General features: G+C 73.7%; 17 protein-coding genes. 5 read left to right on the top strand and 12 right to left on the bottom strand.

What is annotated here, in order from left to right; all coding sequences use genetic code 11:
- Positions 1-24: 24 nt before the first annotated feature.
- The gene (locus ACLBXO_RS18325; protein WP_331315045.1) at positions 25-516 is read right to left on the bottom strand and encodes a cyclic nucleotide-binding domain-containing protein; all 492 of its coding nucleotides are present in this window, start codon (positions 514-516) and stop codon (positions 25-27) included.
- 65 nt (positions 517-581) lie between these two features.
- A complete protein-coding gene (locus tag ACLBXO_RS18320) occupies positions 582-1,268 on the bottom strand; it encodes a response regulator transcription factor (RefSeq protein WP_043346856.1) in 687 nt (228 codons plus the stop codon).
- A gap of 371 nt (positions 1,269-1,639) precedes the next feature.
- Between ACLBXO_RS18320 and ACLBXO_RS18315 the strand changes: the two genes are divergently transcribed.
- Positions 1,640-2,197, top strand: coding sequence for a L,D-transpeptidase family protein (locus ACLBXO_RS18315; RefSeq protein ID WP_331315039.1), 558 nt, complete (start codon positions 1,640-1,642; stop codon positions 2,195-2,197).
- Positions 2,198-2,214: 17 nt separating this feature from the next.
- Here the strand turns inward: ACLBXO_RS18315 and ACLBXO_RS18310 are convergent, their stop codons facing one another.
- Positions 2,215-2,922 carry a YggS family pyridoxal phosphate-dependent enzyme gene (locus tag ACLBXO_RS18310; RefSeq protein ID WP_331315052.1) on the bottom strand — a complete coding sequence of 236 codons (708 nt, stop codon included), beginning with the start codon at positions 2,920-2,922 and terminating at the stop codon, positions 2,215-2,217.
- A gap of 268 nt (positions 2,923-3,190) precedes the next feature.
- On the opposite strand from ACLBXO_RS18310, the gene leuS reads away from it, so the two are divergent.
- Positions 3,191-5,776: a leucine--tRNA ligase gene (gene leuS / locus ACLBXO_RS18305; protein ID WP_447686230.1), complete on the top strand. Its 2,586-nt coding sequence runs from the start codon at positions 3,191-3,193 to the stop codon at positions 5,774-5,776.
- A 203-nt stretch (positions 5,777-5,979) separates the two neighbouring features.
- Here the strand turns inward: leuS and ACLBXO_RS18300 are convergent, their stop codons facing one another.
- From ACLBXO_RS18300 to ACLBXO_RS18290, 3 genes are all read right to left on the bottom strand, one after another.
- Positions 5,980-6,699 carry an ABC transporter substrate-binding protein gene (locus ACLBXO_RS18300; RefSeq protein ID WP_331315036.1) on the bottom strand — a complete coding sequence of 240 codons (720 nt, stop codon included), beginning with the start codon at positions 6,697-6,699 and terminating at the stop codon, positions 5,980-5,982.
- Positions 6,700-6,780: 81 nt separating this feature from the next.
- Positions 6,781-7,551 (bottom strand): TerC family protein, encoded by a 771-nt coding sequence (locus ACLBXO_RS18295; protein ID WP_331315034.1) that lies wholly within the window; start codon positions 7,549-7,551, stop codon positions 6,781-6,783.
- Complete coding sequence (locus ACLBXO_RS18290) at positions 7,548-8,501, bottom strand: lipid kinase (protein ID WP_331315032.1); 954 nt, start codon at positions 8,499-8,501, stop codon at positions 7,548-7,550. Before ACLBXO_RS18290 ends, ACLBXO_RS18295 begins: the two co-directional genes overlap by 4 nt.
- 297 nt (positions 8,502-8,798) lie before the next feature.
- Here ACLBXO_RS18290 and ACLBXO_RS18285 point away from each other — a divergent pair, with 297 nt between their 5' ends.
- From ACLBXO_RS18285 to ACLBXO_RS18275, 3 genes are all read left to right on the top strand, one after another.
- A complete protein-coding gene (locus ACLBXO_RS18285; RefSeq protein WP_447686229.1) occupies positions 8,799-9,686 on the top strand; it encodes a hypothetical protein in 888 nt (295 codons plus the stop codon).
- A 157-nt stretch (positions 9,687-9,843) separates the two neighbouring features.
- Positions 9,844-11,127, top strand: coding sequence for a nuclease (locus ACLBXO_RS18280; protein ID WP_447686228.1), 1,284 nt, complete (start codon positions 9,844-9,846; stop codon positions 11,125-11,127).
- Positions 11,128-11,131: 4 nt separating this feature from the next.
- Complete coding sequence (locus ACLBXO_RS18275; RefSeq protein WP_447686227.1) at positions 11,132-12,172, top strand: aldose epimerase family protein; 1,041 nt, start codon at positions 11,132-11,134, stop codon at positions 12,170-12,172.
- Between the two features lie 63 nt (positions 12,173-12,235).
- Here ACLBXO_RS18275 and ACLBXO_RS18270 read toward each other — a convergent pair whose 3' ends face one another.
- The 6 genes from ACLBXO_RS18270 to ACLBXO_RS18245 form a co-directional block, all read right to left on the bottom strand.
- A complete protein-coding gene (locus tag ACLBXO_RS18270) occupies positions 12,236-12,667 on the bottom strand; it encodes a hypothetical protein (RefSeq protein WP_447686226.1) in 432 nt (143 codons plus the stop codon).
- A gap of 23 nt (positions 12,668-12,690) precedes the next feature.
- Positions 12,691-12,963 (bottom strand): hypothetical protein, encoded by a 273-nt coding sequence (locus tag ACLBXO_RS18265; protein WP_447686225.1) that lies wholly within the window; start codon positions 12,961-12,963, stop codon positions 12,691-12,693.
- Between the two features lie 88 nt (positions 12,964-13,051).
- Positions 13,052-13,477 (bottom strand): hypothetical protein, encoded by a 426-nt coding sequence (locus tag ACLBXO_RS18260; protein WP_447686224.1) that lies wholly within the window; start codon positions 13,475-13,477, stop codon positions 13,052-13,054.
- A gap of 128 nt (positions 13,478-13,605) precedes the next feature.
- Complete coding sequence (locus tag ACLBXO_RS18255) at positions 13,606-14,124, bottom strand: Hsp20/alpha crystallin family protein (RefSeq protein WP_447686223.1); 519 nt, start codon at positions 14,122-14,124, stop codon at positions 13,606-13,608.
- A gap of 171 nt (positions 14,125-14,295) precedes the next feature.
- A complete protein-coding gene (locus ACLBXO_RS18250) occupies positions 14,296-14,778 on the bottom strand; it encodes an Hsp20 family protein (protein ID WP_331316595.1) in 483 nt (160 codons plus the stop codon).
- Between the two features lie 366 nt (positions 14,779-15,144).
- On the bottom strand, positions 15,145-15,567 hold a 423-nt coding region (locus ACLBXO_RS18245; protein WP_447686222.1), incomplete at its 5' end, for a DNA translocase FtsK.

Below are 15,567 nucleotides of genomic sequence, written 5' to 3'. Positions count from 1 at the left end.
AACTCTTGCGGCGGGAGCCCGTGCTTACAAGCGGTCACCGGAGCTGTCACCTGAGGAGATGCCGTCGATGACCTCGAGCAGCGCGCGCACCTGATCGAGATCGGTCACCAGCCCGGCGAGGTCGTCCGCCAGGGTGTCGTGGACGGCCTGCGCGGCGGCGGGGAATTCCTCCAGCACGCGGCGCATCAGCATCGGGGTGATCCGCATCACCGCGGCGCTGCCCTCGGCCCGGGCCTCGGTCGGGCGCGTCCCGCGCACGAACAGGGCGAGCTGGCCGATCAGGGCCGAGCGCCCGGCCCGCACCGGCTCGGCCGCCGGAACCCGGGGCTCCAAGCGGATCGTGCCCGCCATCACCACGAAGCCGCCATCGGCCGGGTCGCCGCGGGCGAAGAGCAGGTCGCCGTCCGCGAGGTCGCGCCGCTCGGCCGCGAAGGTCAGCAGGCGCAGGGCGTCCCGGTCGAGGAAGCCGAACAGCGGCGCGGCCGCGAGGATCGCGATATCGTCGTCGAGCCCCAAGAACGCCTCACCACCCTGCGCATACGCGAACCCGCCGGATCGCCTACACGTAAAGCTTCAAATCGTCAGGGCAGCAACTTGTATCCGCCGCCCTCCGTCACGAGGATCGCGGCGGTCGCGGGGTTCGGCTCGATCTTCTGGCGCAGCCGGTAGATATGCGTCTCCAGCGTGTGCGTGGTCACCTGGGCGTTGTAGCCCCAGACCTCGGCCAGCAGGGTGTCGCGGTTCACCACCGCCCGGCCCGCCCGGTAGAGGAAGCGCAGGATCGCGGTCTCCTTCTCGGTGAGCTTCAGCTTCGAGCCGCGCTCGCCAACGAGGAGCTTGGCCCCCGGGCGGAACGTGTAGGGTCCGATCTGGAACACGGCGTCCTCGGAGGCCTCGTGGCTGCGCAGGTGCGCGCGGATCCGGGCCAGCAGGATGCCGAACTTGAACGGCTTGGTGACGTAGTCGTTGGCGCCGGCCTCCAGCCCCTCGACGTGGTCCGCCTCGGAATCCTGGGCGGTCAGCATGATCACCGGGCCGCGGAAGCCGCCGGCGCGCATCCGGCGCACGGCCTCGCGCCCGTCGAGGTCGGGCAGGCCGACATCCATGACGGCGAGGTCGATCCGCTCGGCGGCGACCCGCCGGATCGCGTCCGTGGCGTTGGCCTCGGTGAAGACCGTGAACTCGTCGCAGAGATCGAGCTGCTCGGTCAGGGTATCGCGCAGGATCGCGTCGTCGTCGCAGATCAGCAGGCGGTAGGCGTTCGGCATCGTCCGGGCCCCAGTGCGTGCTGCGGGCGGGGCGAGGGGCCGCCTGCCGGATGCAGCATGCGAAGATGTCAGATCGCGGCAGGATCGCGCGACGACCCTACCCAGGCTTGTGTTTCCGCATCCTTTCGCCACCGTGACAAGCGCGCCGGCGAACGGGCTGCGGGATCGGGGCACGCCGCTCCGGGATCACGGCGCCGGTCCCCGCGGCGGCGGGCTGGCTGGCTCCCGAATCCCGGCTCGGCGGCCCGGGTTCGACCGAGAGATAGGGCACCCTTTGTGGCCGGAAGTTGCCTTGCGCGCAATTTTTCACCGGTTCGGAGTACCGATCCCGGGCATAAGACCCCGGGACCGGACACATTCGGGAGGCAGACATGCGGCGGCCGAGCGGGGGACCCATCCGCATGACCCTGGGGGAGATCCGCGTCCGCGCCCTCGTCGGGGACCGGCGGCGCGGGCAGCTCCTCGTCGGCCCGACGGTGATTCCCTGCGCCCTCGGCGCGGGTGGGATCGTCGGCGACAAGCGCGAGGGCGACGGCGGCTCGCCGCGCGGGCGATTCCGCCTGCGCGGCGGCGCGTACCGGCCCGATCACCTCGCGATCCGGCCGCGCACGCTGCTGCCGCTGCGCGCGACCCGGCCCGAGGACGGCTGGTGCGACGATCGGCAGGACCGCCGCTACAACCGGCCGATCCGCCTGCCGGCCCCTGGGGTCAGCGCGGAATCGATGTGGCGGGGCGACGGCCTCTACGACGTGGTGATCGACCTCGATTACAACCGCGCCCCGATCCGGAAGGGGCGGGGCTCGGCGATCTTCCTGCATGTCGCCCGGGACGGCTACCGTCCCACCGAGGGCTGCGTCGCCCTGGCCCGGGCCGACCTGCTGCGGCTGCTCGGGCGCCTCGGGCCGCGGACGCACCTGCGGATCGGCTGAGGCCCGGGCGCGCAGACTCAGGCCTTGCGGGTCCGGGCCCCGAAGATCGCGGTCCCGACCCGGACATGGGTGGCGCCGAGCTGGATCGCCGCCGGGAAGTCCGCGCTCATGCCCATCGAGAGGATCGGCAGGTTGTGCTCCTTCGCCAGCCGGGCCAGCAGGGCGAAATGGGCCGAGGGCGGGTCGTCCGCGGGCGGGATGCACATCAGGCCCTGGATCGCCAGCCCGTGGGTCTCCTGGCACTCCGAGAGGAGGGTGGCGAGCTGGTCCGGGAGCACGCCGCCCTTCTGCGGCTCCGCGCCGGTGTTGACCTGGATGAGCAGCTTCGGGGTCCGGCCGGACCGCTCGATCTCCTTGGCCAGGGCCGCCGCGAGCGACAGCCGGTCGAGGGAGTGGATCACGTCGAACAGCGCCACCGCCTCCCGGGCCTTGTTGGATTGCAGCGGCCCGACGAGGTGCAGCTCCACGTCCGGGAAGCGGTGGCGGAGGGCCGGCCACTTCGCGGTGGATTCCTGGACGTAGTTCTCGCCGAAGACGCGATGGCCGGCCTTCAGCGCCGGCAGGATACCCTCGGCCGGGACGGTCTTGGAGACCGCCACGAGCTGGACCTCGGCCGGGTCGCGCTCCGAATCCTCGGCCGCGCGGGCGATGGCGGCGCGCACCTCGGCGAGGCCGGCCGCGACGTCGGCCTGACCGACGGGGAGCTTGTCGGTCCTCTGTCCCATCCCGTCGGTCGGCGGGGCATTCGGGCCGGTCGTCGCGTCGTCCATGGCGTGCCTGTCCTGTCGCTGCCGGGCGCCGGTCTGCGCGGTATGAGCCTCGGCGCGCGTCGTCGTCGCGCCGCATCCCCGCCGACCTATGCGTTCGCGCGCCCCGCGCAAGCCCGAATCGCGCGCCGCGTTGACCGGCTGCGGCGCAGATATGCTATCGCGGCGCGACCGTGCCGTGGTCATCCTTCGGAATGACCGACGAGCCCCTGACGCAGCCGGATCCATGACCGCCAGCACCGCCCCCCAGCCCGTCGAGCGCTACAACGCCAAGGATGCCGAGCCGCGCTGGCAGGAGGCCTGGGCCGAGAAGCGGCTGTTCGAGACCGACAATGCCGACGGCCGCCCGAAATACTACGTGCTCGAGATGTTCCCCTACCCGTCGGGGCGCATCCACATGGGCCACGTCCGCAACTACGCGATGGGCGACGTGGTCGCCCGCTACAAGCGCGCCCGCGGCTTCAACGTGCTGCACCCGATGGGCTGGGACGCCTTCGGGCTGCCGGCCGAGAACGCCGCCATGGAGCGCAAGGTCAACCCGCGGGACTGGACCTACGCCAACATCGCCTCGATGCGCGACCAGCTGAAGGCCATGGGCCTGTCGCTCGACTGGAGCCGGGAGATCGCGACCTGCGACCCCGACTACTACAAGCACCAGCAGCGCATGTTCCTCGACTTCCTGGGCAAGGGCCTCGTCACCCGCCGCACCGCCAAGGTGAACTGGGACCCGGTGGACCACACGGTGCTGGCCAACGAGCAGGTGATCGACGGGCGCGGCTGGCGCTCCGGCGCGCTGGTGGAGCAGCGCGAGCTGACCCAGTGGTTCTTCAAGATCACCGACTTCGCCGAGGATCTGCTGACCGCCCTCGACGGGCTGGACCGCTGGCCGGAGAAGGTCCGGCTGATGCAGAAGAACTGGATCGGCCGCTCGGAGGGCTTGGAGGTCCAGTTCGGCCTCGCCCGGCCGGTGGCCGGCGCGGCCGATTCGGTGACCGTCTACACGACCCGGCCCGACACGCTGTTCGGCGCCAAGTTCCTGGCGATCGCCGCCGACCATCCCCTGGCGGCCGCGCTGGCCGAGGGACGGCCGGAGCTGCAGACCTTCATCGAGGAGTGCCGCCGCACCGGCACCGCCCAGGCCGCGATCGACACCGCCGAGAAGCACGGCTTCGACACCGGCCTCACCGTCCGCCATCCCCTGGACCCGTCCTGGGAGCTGCCGGTCTACGTGGCGAACTTCGTGCTGATGGAGTACGGCACCGGCGCGGTGTTCGGCTGCCCCGCGCACGACCAGCGCGACCTCGATTTCGCCAACAAGTACGGGCTCGGCAACACGCCCGTGGTCTGCCCGGAGGGGCAGGATCCGGCGACGTTCGTGATCACCGACACCGCCTATGTCGAGGACGGGCGGATGATCAACTCGCGCTTCCTGGACGGGATGAGCACCGGCGAGGCGTTCGAGGCCGTGGCGCGTCGCCTGGAAGGCGAGGGGGTCGCCAGGCGCAAGGTCCAGTTCCGCCTGCGAGACTGGGGCGTCTCCCGGCAGCGCTACTGGGGCTGCCCGATCCCGATCATCCATTGCGACAGCTGCGGCCCGGTCCCGGTGCCGGTCGCCGACCTGCCGGTGAAGCTGCCCGAGGCGGTGTCGTTCGACCAGCCCGGCAATCCGCTGGAGCGGGACGCCGCGTGGCGCAACGTGCCCTGCCCGCATTGCGGTGCCCCGGCCCGGCGCGAGACCGACACGATGGACACCTTCGTCGACTCGTCCTGGTACTACGCGCGCTTCACCGCGCCCTGGCTGGCGGACGCCCCGACGGACCGGGCGGTGGTCGACCGCTGGCTGGCGGTGGACCAGTATATCGGCGGCATCGAGCACGCGATCCTGCACCTGCTCTACGCCCGGTTCTTCATGCGGGCGATGCGCGAGACCGGCTGGGCCGGCGTCGCCGAACCCTTCGCCGGCCTGTTCACGCAGGGCATGGTCGTCCACGAGACCTACAAGGACGCGGCCGGCGCCTGGGTGCCGCCGGCCGAGATCCGCTTCGCCACCGAGGAGGGCGAGCGCCGCGCGTTTCACGTGAAAACTCAGGCGCCGATCGCGATCGGCCCGATCGAGAAGATGTCGAAGTCGAAGAAGAACGTGGTCGACCCCGACGACATCATCGCGAGCTACGGGGCCGACACGGCGCGCTGGTTCATGCTGTCCGACTCGCCGCCCGAGCGCGACGTGATCTGGACCGAGGAGGGCGTGCAGGGCGCGGCCCGCTTCGTCCAGAAGGTCTGGCGGCTGGTCAACGCCGCCGGGCAGGCGGCGGGCGACGGCGCCGCGGATCTCGCCCTGCGCAAGGCCGCCCACCGGGCGCTCGCCTCCGTGCAGGACGATATCGAGCGCCTGCGCTTCAACCGCTGCGTCGCCCACATCTACACCCTGGCCAACGCCCTGGAGGACGGGTTGCGCGGGCCGGTCTCGGCCGGCGCCGCCGAGGAGGCCGCCGGCATCCTTGTGCAGCTCATCGCCCCGATGATGCCGCACCTCGCCGAGGAGTGCTGGTCCGTGCTCGGCCGCGGCGGCCTCGTGGCCCAGGCGCCCTGGCCCGAGACCGAGGCGGGGCTCCTCGTCGAGGACGAGATCACCCTGCCGGTCCAGATCAACGGCAAGAAGCGCGCGGACGTGACCGTGCCCCGCGACGCCGACGCCAAGGCCGTGGAGGCCGCGACCCTGGCGCTGGAGGCCGTCCAGAAGGTGCTGGAGGGCAAGACGCCGCGGAAGGTGATCGTGGTGCCGGGGCGGATCGTGAACCTCGTGGTGTGATCCGACGCCCGGTTGATGGCATCGATCTGACCGTCTTTGCGAGCGGAGCGAAGCAACCCAGCAGCAGGACGCCCACCGAGGTCGCGCAACCCTGTGTCACTTCGCTTCGCTCGTGACGACGGAGCGCGTGACGCCTGCCCGAAGGTCTCACCCCCGGTGAAGGCGCCGCCACTGGGAGCCAGGCTCGGCGATCCGGGTCGCCTCTACGGCGCGGCCAGATCCGGATCCTGTCCGCTGGCCTCCAGGCCGCGCCGCACCAGCCCGTCCCGCTTCGCCCGCGCGACGAAATCCGCGAGATACGCGGCGCCCGCCGGATGCCCGACCGGCATTCCCATCGCCTGCGGGATCTCCATGAAGTGCCCCGGCAGCAGCCGCACCTCCGGGTGGGCCGCCGCGTAGGCGGCGAGGGGCTGGTGCACGCCGGCCGCGACGTCGAGCCCGTCCCGGGCGAAGGCCGTGACCGCCTCGGCCGAGGTCGGGGCCCGCACCAGGGTCGCATGCTGCAGGGCGCGGCTCAGGAACAGGTCGTAGGCGCTCCCGCGCCCCACCGAGACGCGCACGCCGTCGCGGTCCACCGCCTCCGGGGAGCGGATCGGCGAGGCGGCCGGCACGAGGTAGCTGCCGGCGATCAGCACGTAGGGCTCCGTGAAGGCGATCCCCTCCGCCCGCTTCGGGTCGATCGCCAGGAAGCAGATGTCCCAGGTCCCGGAGCCCGCCGAGCCCGAGACCGCGCCGGCCCCCGGGAACGTCACGAACGCCACCGGCACGCCGAGCCGGGCCGCCAGCGCCCGCGCGAGGTCGACCGAGACCCCCGCGGGGCCGTCGGCGCCGCCCTGGGCCAGGACCGGGTTGCCGAGGTTGATCGCCGCCCGGAGCGTGCCGGTGGGGGCGAGGTCGTGCAGGACCGTCGGGTCGGGCGCCATGGGTCTCGTCTCCGCGTGCGCGGCGGTGGGGAGGAGCAGGAGAAGGAGGGCCGCGCCGATCCGCATGAGAGTCGCTCCGCCTCAGGCGCGCCGCGCCGGCCCGCTCGACGCGGAGGCCCCCTCCCGGTCGGCGCGGCGGCGCCGGCGGGCCAGCATGTTGAGGCCCTCGACGCCGGCCGAGAACGCCATCGCGGTGTAGATGTAGCCCTTCGGCACGTGGGCACCGAACCCCTCGGCGATCAGCGTCATGCCGATCATGATCAGGAAGCCGAGGGCTAGCATCACCACGGTGGGGTTCCGGGCGATGAAGGCCGAGAGCGGCTCGGCGGCGACCAGCATCACCACCACGGCGACCACCACCGCCACCATCATCACCGGCACGTGCTCGGTCATGCCGACCGCCGTGATGATCGAGTCGATCGAGAAGACGAGGTCGAGGAGTAGGATCTGGCCGATCGCCGCGCCGAAGCCGATCGTGCCCCCGGTCACCCCCGCGGTCTCGGGCTCCGGATCCACCGTGTGGTGGATCTCCTTGGTCGCCTTCCAGAGCAGGAACAGACCGCCGCCGATCAGGATCAGGTCGCGCCAGGAGAAGGCCTGGCCCAGCACAGAGAAGACCGGCTCGGTCAGGTGCACGATGAACGCCACGGTGCCGAGCAGCCCCAGCCGCAGGATCAGCGCGAGCCCGATCCCGATGCGCCGCGCCCGGGTCTGCTGCTCGGCCGGCAGCTTGTTGGTCAGGATCGAGATGAAGATCAGGTTGTCGACGCCGAGTACCACCTCCATCACCACCAGGGTGGCGAGCGCGGCCCAGACGGCGGGCTGGCCGGCGAGCTGGATCAGGTCGGTCACAGGCGGGGCGCCTCGCTGGTCGGAAACAGGCGGCTGCCGAGGGTGGAGAGGTCGAAGGGGCTCGGACCGCGCACCGGCTCGGGCGCCAGGACCTGCAGGATCTTCGGGAAGATCTTGAAGTGGGCGGGCGTGTGCGTGGTCAGCTCGCCGTCGGTGTTCACCGGCCGGGGCCTGCGGGTCGAGAGCCGGATCTCCTGCGCGTGGAACGCCCGCACGTCGGCCGCCCGCCCCTGCGTGCCCCGCCGCAGGGCGGGCAGCAGCGCGAGGAGCCGCCACCAGTGATTGATCTCGAGGCTGTAGAAATCGAGCTTGCCGTCGTCGACCGAGGCGCTCTCGGCCACGGTCATGCCGCCGCCGTAGTGCCGGCCGTTGCCCACCGAGACCTGGATGGTGGTGACCTTCTCGACCACCCCGTCGTGCTCGATCGTCACCGTGAAGGGCCGGACCCGGCGCAGCACCCGCACCGCCGCCACCGCGTAGCCGAGGACGCCCCAGGTCTTCTTCGATTCGGCGGTCAGCTCGCCGGCCAGCTCCGCCGAGAAGCCGATGCTCGCCACGTTGAAATAGTAGTGGCCGTTGACCCAGCCGAGATCCACCGGCCGCGCCTGCGCGGTGGGGATGAAGCGGGCCGCCGCCAGGGGGTCGAGCGGCAGGTTGAGGGAGCGGGCGAGGTCGTTGGCCGTGCCGAGCGGCAGGATCGCGAAGGGCAGGCCGCTCGCCACAAGGGCCGGCGCGGCGTAGTTCATCGTGCCGTCACCGCCGCCCAGAATCACGAGGTCGACCGCGCCGGCCCGCTCGCGGATCACGTCGCGGCAATCGGCCTCCGGCGGCGGCTCCTCGGGCTCGATGCCGCCCGCCCGCAGGATTCCCCGCACCTCGTCGAGATCCAGGGCGCCGTTGCGCGCCTTGGCGTTGCAGAGCAGCAGGGCCCGGCGCGGGTGCGTGCTCATCGCGCGCTCCCGGGAAGCGGGCGGGCGGGCGACTCGGTCTCAGGTCGGGCCAAGGGATCCTCGGTGCACGGCGGGGGGCTGGAACGCGGTATCGGAACCCGGGAACGGCCAAAGGCCAAGGCTGTCCCCGACTTGGTACCCAAACGCACGAACGCAACCCCATCATCCCCGCAATCCCGGGCTGGTCGACGGCGCGGAGTTCGGCAGGATGTGGGCGCGCCCGAGCCCTTCGTGGAACCCCCGACCCACGCGGGCGCGTTCTCCATGATGCCCGCCCCGGCCGCCAGGAAGGCACCGATGTCCGCCACACGTCCCGCCCGTCCCCAGGCCCTCGCCCTCGGCGTGCTCCTGCCGTTCGCCCTCGCGGGCGGTGCCGCCGCCCAGAGCGCCTGGGTGGACCCGCCGCCCCGGGCCGCCGCGCCGGCAAAGGGCTCGGCGCAGTCTCCGGGGAAGGAATCGACGAAGGAGGCCGCGACGGCGCCCGCGAAGGCCGCCGATCCGCGGGGGCAGGACGCGGTCGCTGCCCAGGCGAAGGCCCGGCCCGAGAGCCCGCGCGCCGCCGAGCCTGTTCGGCAGGCCGCCAGGCCCGAGCCGGGCGAGGACGCCCTGCCGAAAGCGGCGGCGACGCGCGCTCCGGGCCCGAAGCGGGCGGCCGCCCTGGAGCGCCCGCCGGCCCGGGAGCCCCTGCACCACGCCGCGCGCCACCCGCACCGGCTGGCCGAGACGCCGGCCGCGGTCGCCCCGGCGCCGGGCGCGTCGGCCGAGCGCGCCGCTGCCGCCCGGGCGCTGACGACCAGCTACCTCGCCACCGTCTCGGGCTCGAGCGACACCATGGTCGGGGCCGCGACCCGGTACTACGCGACCCGCGTGCGCTTCTACGGGCGGCCGATCGGCACGGCGGCCCTCGTCGCGGAGAAGCGCAGCTTCGTCCAGCGCTGGCCGGAGCGGCGCTACGAGCCGCGGGCGATGCGCGCCGCCTGCGACGCCGAGACCTGCACGATCCGCGCGCTCGTCGATTTCCGCACCGCCAATCCGGGGCGCGGCGCCGTCTCCAGCGGCGAGGCCGAGCTGGTCCTGGAGGTGGGCTTCGCCGGCACGCGGCCTTACATCCTCGGCGAGACCGGTCGCGTCCTGCGGCGGAGCATCCAGGCCGGAACCCTGGCCGCCTCGCCCGGCAAGGCGTAAGAGCCCCGCATCGCGGCGGGCACGGGTCCGCGCGGGGCGCGTCGCGGGATCGGTCCCGGTGGTCGGGCGTCCCGTGGAGCGCCCGCTGGCGGACTTCGTCAGGAGGCGCGATCGGGCCTCCTTCACGCCGCGCGACGGTGATGCCGGGATCGAGGGAATGACGTCTTCAACGGTGATGGAGAAGCAGGAGGCGGAGCCGGCACGGCCGGTCCTCGACAGTCCCGGCCGCCTCGCCCTGCGCGAGACGATCCGGGCCGAGATCGCGCGCGCCCGCCCGCGCCCCGTCGCGGTCCGGACCCTGGAGCTGCTGGCCGAGGCCGCCTGCGCCCCCGACGAGGCCGGGACCGGCCTGCGCGTCCTCGACCGCCGGGGGGCCGTGCGGCGCCGGGACGGCACGTCCGAGCCCATGACCCTCGCGGACCTGATCGCGGACCTGCGCGCGCGCCACCCCGCCCTGTTCCTGCCGCCCGAGCCCGAGCCCGAACCGGCCCCGCGGACCGCGGAGGACGCCCGGGATTCGTCCCTGCTGAGCGGCGCCTACGAGATGAAGGCCGCGACCGCCCGCTTCGTCGGCACGCAGTCCGAGCGGGCGCGCTCCCTGGCGGAGCGCTCCTCCGAGCAGGGCCGCGCGCTGGCGCAGACCGCAGCCGGCCGGTTCGCCAGCCTGCGGACGACCCTGCGCGGCCGCTTCGCCCGCCCGGCGGCCGCGCCCGCCGGCGCGGAGGCCGGGGCGGCCCAGGGTGCGGATCCGGCCGCGGCCTGGAACAGCGGTCCCGGACGGTTCGGCGAGACGCTGCGCGACGGCCTCGGTCACCTGCGCGACCGCCTCGGCCTCGGTGCGGACGAGTCCGACGACGGCGCGCGCCGGCAGCGCCGCCTGCTCCTGGGCGCCGTCGCCGGCACCCTGGTGGCGGTGCTCGCCGCCGGGCTCGTGCTGGACCGCTCCGCGCCCGAATCCGGACGCCCCGCCGCCCCGACCGCGTCCCGCGCGGAGCCCCGCACGGAGGCCCCGAGCGGCGCCGCGCCGAGCGCGCGGCCGGCGAGTCCCCCGGCCTCCGCACCCGACACGGTGACGCCGCCCCCGGAGACCGGCGGCGATCCCGAGCCCGACGCGCCGCTGCCGCCGAACGCCGTGACCGGACAGGCCCAGGTGATCGATACCGCGACCCTGAAGGTGGGCGGCAAGGTCGTGCACCTGTTCGGGGTCGAGTGGGTCCGTGGCGGCCAGGCGGAGGAGCTGGCCCGGTACATCGGCAACCGGTCGGTGACCTGCCAGCCGGCCCCCGGCAGCGCGAACATGAACTGCCTCGTCGACGGGCGCGACCTCTCCGAGGTGGTGCTGTTCAACGGCGGCGGCCGCGCCTCCCCGGAGGCGAGCCCCGAGCTGGTCGCGGCCGAGGACCACGCCCGGAGCGAGCGGCTCGGCGTCTGGAAGCGCTAGCCGGATGCCGGCCGAACCGTTCGGCACGACGGCGGATGGCCGGCCGGTCGGCCGCCACACCCTGTGCCGCGGCAGCCTGCGCGTCGCCGTGATCGAGTACGGCGCGGCCGTCACGGCGATCGAGGTGCCCGACCGCGCCGGCCGGCCGGCCAACGTCGTGCTCGGCCTCGACACCCTGGCGGGCTACGAGACCGTGAGCCCGAGCTTCGGCGCGATCGTCGGGCGCTACGCGAATCGCATCGCGGGCGGGCGCTTCAGCCTCGACGGGCACAGCTACCGATTGCCGGTGAACGAGGCCCCCAACACCCTCCACGGCGGCCCGGAGAATTTCGGCAAGCGCCTGTGGCGGGCGGAGCGCTCCGACGCGGCGCGCCTCGTCCTGAGCCGCCGCTCGCCGGACGGGGAGGAGGGGTTTCCCGGCAATCTCGATGTCCGCGTCACCTACAGCCTGCCCGAGGACGGCGTGCTGCGCGTCGACTACGCCGCCGTGACCGACCGGCCCACGGTCCTGAACCTCACGAACCACAGCTACTTCAACCTCGCCGGCGAGGGGGCGGGCAGCGTCCTCGGCCACGTCGTGCAGGTCGAGGCGGACGCCTTCGCGCCGACCGACGCGACCCAGATCCCCACCGGCGCGCTGCTGCCGGTCGCCGGGACGCCGTTCGACTTCCGCGCGCCCCGGGCCCTGGAGGCGCGGATCCGCGCGGGGGACCCGCAGCTCGCCTACGCCAAGGGCTACGACCACACCTTCGCGCTGCGCGGCCCCGCCGGGACGCTGCGGCCGGCCGCCACCTGCGTCGATCCCGGCAGCGGGCGGCGGCTCGACGTCCGGACCACGCAGCCGGCGCTGCAGCTCTACAGCGGCAACAACCTCGACGGGCGGCTGATCGGGCCGTCCGGGCGGATCTACCGCTCGGGCGACGGCGTCTGCTTCGAGACGCAGGGCTTCCCGGACGCGCCGAACCAGCCGGCCTTCCCCTCCGCGGTCCTGCGGCCGGGCGAGACCTTCGCGGCCGCCACGGAGTTCCGGTTCTCCGTCGTGTGACCGCCGCGGCGCGCCACCTCCTCCGACGGGCGGTCACGCCGTCCCTCGCCCTCGCGCGCCCGCTCAGGCCGCCGCGCGTTCGACGGACCGCGGCGCCGGGACCGCGGCGGCCGGCGCCGCGGGATCCGGGCGCCACGGCTCGCCGAGCGCCAGGAGGGCGGCCTTCACGGCGTCGAGGCGCGACGGCTCGCCCTCGGCCATGCCTTCGGCGGCGGCGACGTCCTTCAGGTACTCGTCCCAGGCCCAGCGCCGCAGGATCTCGCGCTTGCAGCTCGGCAGCAGCCGGGGATGGTCGCGCAACGCGGCCGGGGTGTCGAACACCGCGGCCGGATTGACCAGGGCGCGCTCCAGGTCGGGCAGGCGCGCGGGCATCGCGCGGGAGACCCGGTGCGCGCGCCAGACCCGCAGGGTCGGCGCCCGGCGGCCGGCGCGCCGCGGTGCGCCCGCCGGACCGGGCGCGGTGTCGTGTCCGATTCCGATCGTCCCATCCAGCATGGTTGCCTCCCTGTGGGACGCGCTCAGCCGCCGAGGAGGCCGAGGCGCGCCGCCGATTGCACGCCGAAGCTCATCGCGAAGGACAGCAGGGCCGCGTCCCAGGCGGTCAGGTGCGGGGCGTCGGCCGGCGGCCCGGCCTGCGTGATCGCCCGGCCGAGCCACGCGAAGCCCGACAGGCTCAGCAGGGCCGCCAGCACCCAGGGCAGGGCGGGCGCCGGGCAGGGTGCCGCCAGGGCGAAGCACAGGGCCGCGGACTGGAGCCAGCGGCCCAGCACGGTGCCGTCGGTGGTCCGCACTTGCCCTCCGCGCCGGCGGCGCCGCGACCGGGGCGGGAGCCTGTGCCCACCCCGCAGGTCGAAGGTCGTCATCGCGCGCCTCCCCGGCTCAGTTCAGCAGGGGCTCCGGTCCGGCCGGACCGCGCCGCCAGCGCCGGATGAGCGCCGCGGGGACGGGCGGCCTGCGCGGCGGCGGGGCTGCGGGCGCGGGCGGTGACGAGCCCTCGTCGAGCGCCTGGAGCGCCTCCAGGATCGTGCCGAGGGGCACGGGCTCGGCCCGGCAGCCCGGCAGGCAGCGCAGCGTCGGGCAGGACTCGACCGCGCGGGCGTCCGATGCCCAGGAGGCCAGGATCGCCCGCTTCTCGGCCCGCGACAGACCGGGATAGCGCAACACCTCCCGGGGATGGCGGAAGACGTCGCCCGGTGCCACGAAGGCCTCGAACGGCTCGACCGCCTGCGGCCGCAGGCTGGCGGCCGCAACCGGACCGAGGCGCCCGATCTCGGGATGGACAGGGTTCATATCGATCGGTTGCATGCGACCCTCCTCATCGTGAGCAAAGGCTGGGGCGACCGGCGGCCCCGATCGGGCCCGCCGGCCGTCGCGTCATGCGTTCCGGCCCGCGACCGCGTATGCGGCTGCCGTCGGTGCCGGCTCAGGACCGGCTAATGCTTGGCGGCCGGCGCGCCGTTGCCGTTGATGGCGATGCGCCGGCGCCGCTCCGGCGCCTCGGCGGCGCGCGGCAGCGTCACCGTCAGGACGCCGTTGCGGAACGTCGCCTCGGCCTTGTCCTCCTCCACCGGCACGGGCAGGGCGATCGACCGCTCGAAGCGGCCGTAGCTGCGCTCGGAATAGCCGCGGGCCCTGTCGGTGGTCTCCGCGCGCTTCTCGCCCTTCAGGGTCAGGACGCCGTCGGCGATGAGCAGTTCGACGTCCTTCTCGTCGAGCCCGGGAAGCTCGGCGGACACGCGCAGCGCACCGTCCGCCTCGGCCAGCTCGACATGGGGCCAGCCGAGGCCGCGGCCCGCGGCGCTCGGCACGCCGCCGAACCCGCTGAAGACGTCGTCGAACAGGCGGTTCATCTCCCGGTGCAGCGTCAGGAACGGGCTGGCCGGCTCCTGCGAGAGGGCGGTCGGCGCCGGGGCAGGGGTGCGGTTCCAGGAAATCAGATCTCTCACGCTCATGGTCCTCGCTCCATCGAATGCGGTGCAGTCGTGGGAACGGGCCCGCGGGTCCGCGGACCCGTGAGGGATGTCATCCGTGTCGCGGTGGCGTGCCCGGGCGCGCCGCCCGGGCAACCGGGTCAGGCGGCCCGATCAGGCGGCCCGATCAGGCGGCCCGATCAGGCGGCCCGATCAGGCGGCCTTGGCCTCGCGGGCGATCTGCGCCGGAGCGTTGTCCTGGCCGGACGCGGCCGTCGTGCCGCCGATGGCGATGCGGCGGGGCTTCAGCGCCTCCGGCACCTCGCGCTTCAGCGCGACGGTGAGCAGGCCGTTCTCCAGGGACGCGCCCACGACCTTCACGTGCTCGGCAAGATTGAATGTCTGGCGGAAGGTGCGGGCCGCGATACCGCGGTAGAGGTAGTGCTTCTCACCCTCCTGGGCGGCCTTCTGACCCGAGACGAGGAGCGTGGTGTCCTGCTGGGTCAGCTCGATCTCGTCCGGTGTAAAGCCCGCGACCGCCATGGTGATGCGGTACTGGTCCTCGGCCACCTTCTCGATGTTGTAGGGCGGCCAGGCTGCCGACGGCTCGACACGGTCAGCTTGGTTGAGCAGCTCGAACAGGCGGTCGAACCCGATGGACGACCGGAACAGGGGCGAAACGTCGTACGTCCTCATAACCACATCCTCCGATGAGCAACGTGACTACAAGCAGCGCCGGACACCGTGTCCGGCGCCCTCCGTGCGAGCCCGTTTCCAGGCCTCGCACGCGCGTAACGTGCGGGCGAGAAGCGGGTTCCGCGCCGGGCGAAATTTCTTCGCGAGGGGGGCCGGCCGAATACGGTGATCCGACCCGCGCGGCCTCTCTCGCTGAGTTGCGGGTTGCACGGGCTCGGTCGGCTCGCCCGTCAGGTGAGCGCGCGCGGGTCCCCGCTCCCGTGGGGGGCGGGGGCAGAGGCGGGCCGCGCTCCGTCACGGGCCGCAGCGCGAACGCGTGTCGTGCCGAAGGGGAGAGGGTGCCGCGGACGCGGCGGGCCCTCGCTCTCAGCCGACCGCCTCCTCCACGAGGATCTCGCGTTTGCCGGCATGGTTGGCCGGGCCGACGATGCCCTCGACCTCCATGCGCTCCATCAGCGAGGCGGCGCGGTTGTAGCCGATCTGCAGCCGGCGCTGGATGTAGCTCGTCGACGCCTTCTGGTCGCGCAGCACCACCTGGACGGCCTGATCGTAGAGGTCGCCGCCGGCCTCGCCGAAGGAGCCCTGGTCGAACACCGCGCCGTCGAGTTCGAGCTCCGCCGCGCCGGCCTTGCCCTTGGCGCCCTTCTCGGGCGCGCCCTCCTCGTCGTCGGCGGTGACGGCGTCGAGGTAGCTGGGGCGGCCCTGGCGCTTGAGGTGGGCGACCACGCTCTCGACCTCGCTGTCCGAGCAGAACGGCCCGTGCACCCGCGTCGTGCGCCCGCCCCCGGC

This window comes from Methylobacterium sp. C33D, from assembly GCF_053345825.1.
The sequence above is the reverse complement of the archived record's forward strand: the minus strand, read 5'-3'. Positions and strand labels throughout refer to the sequence as shown.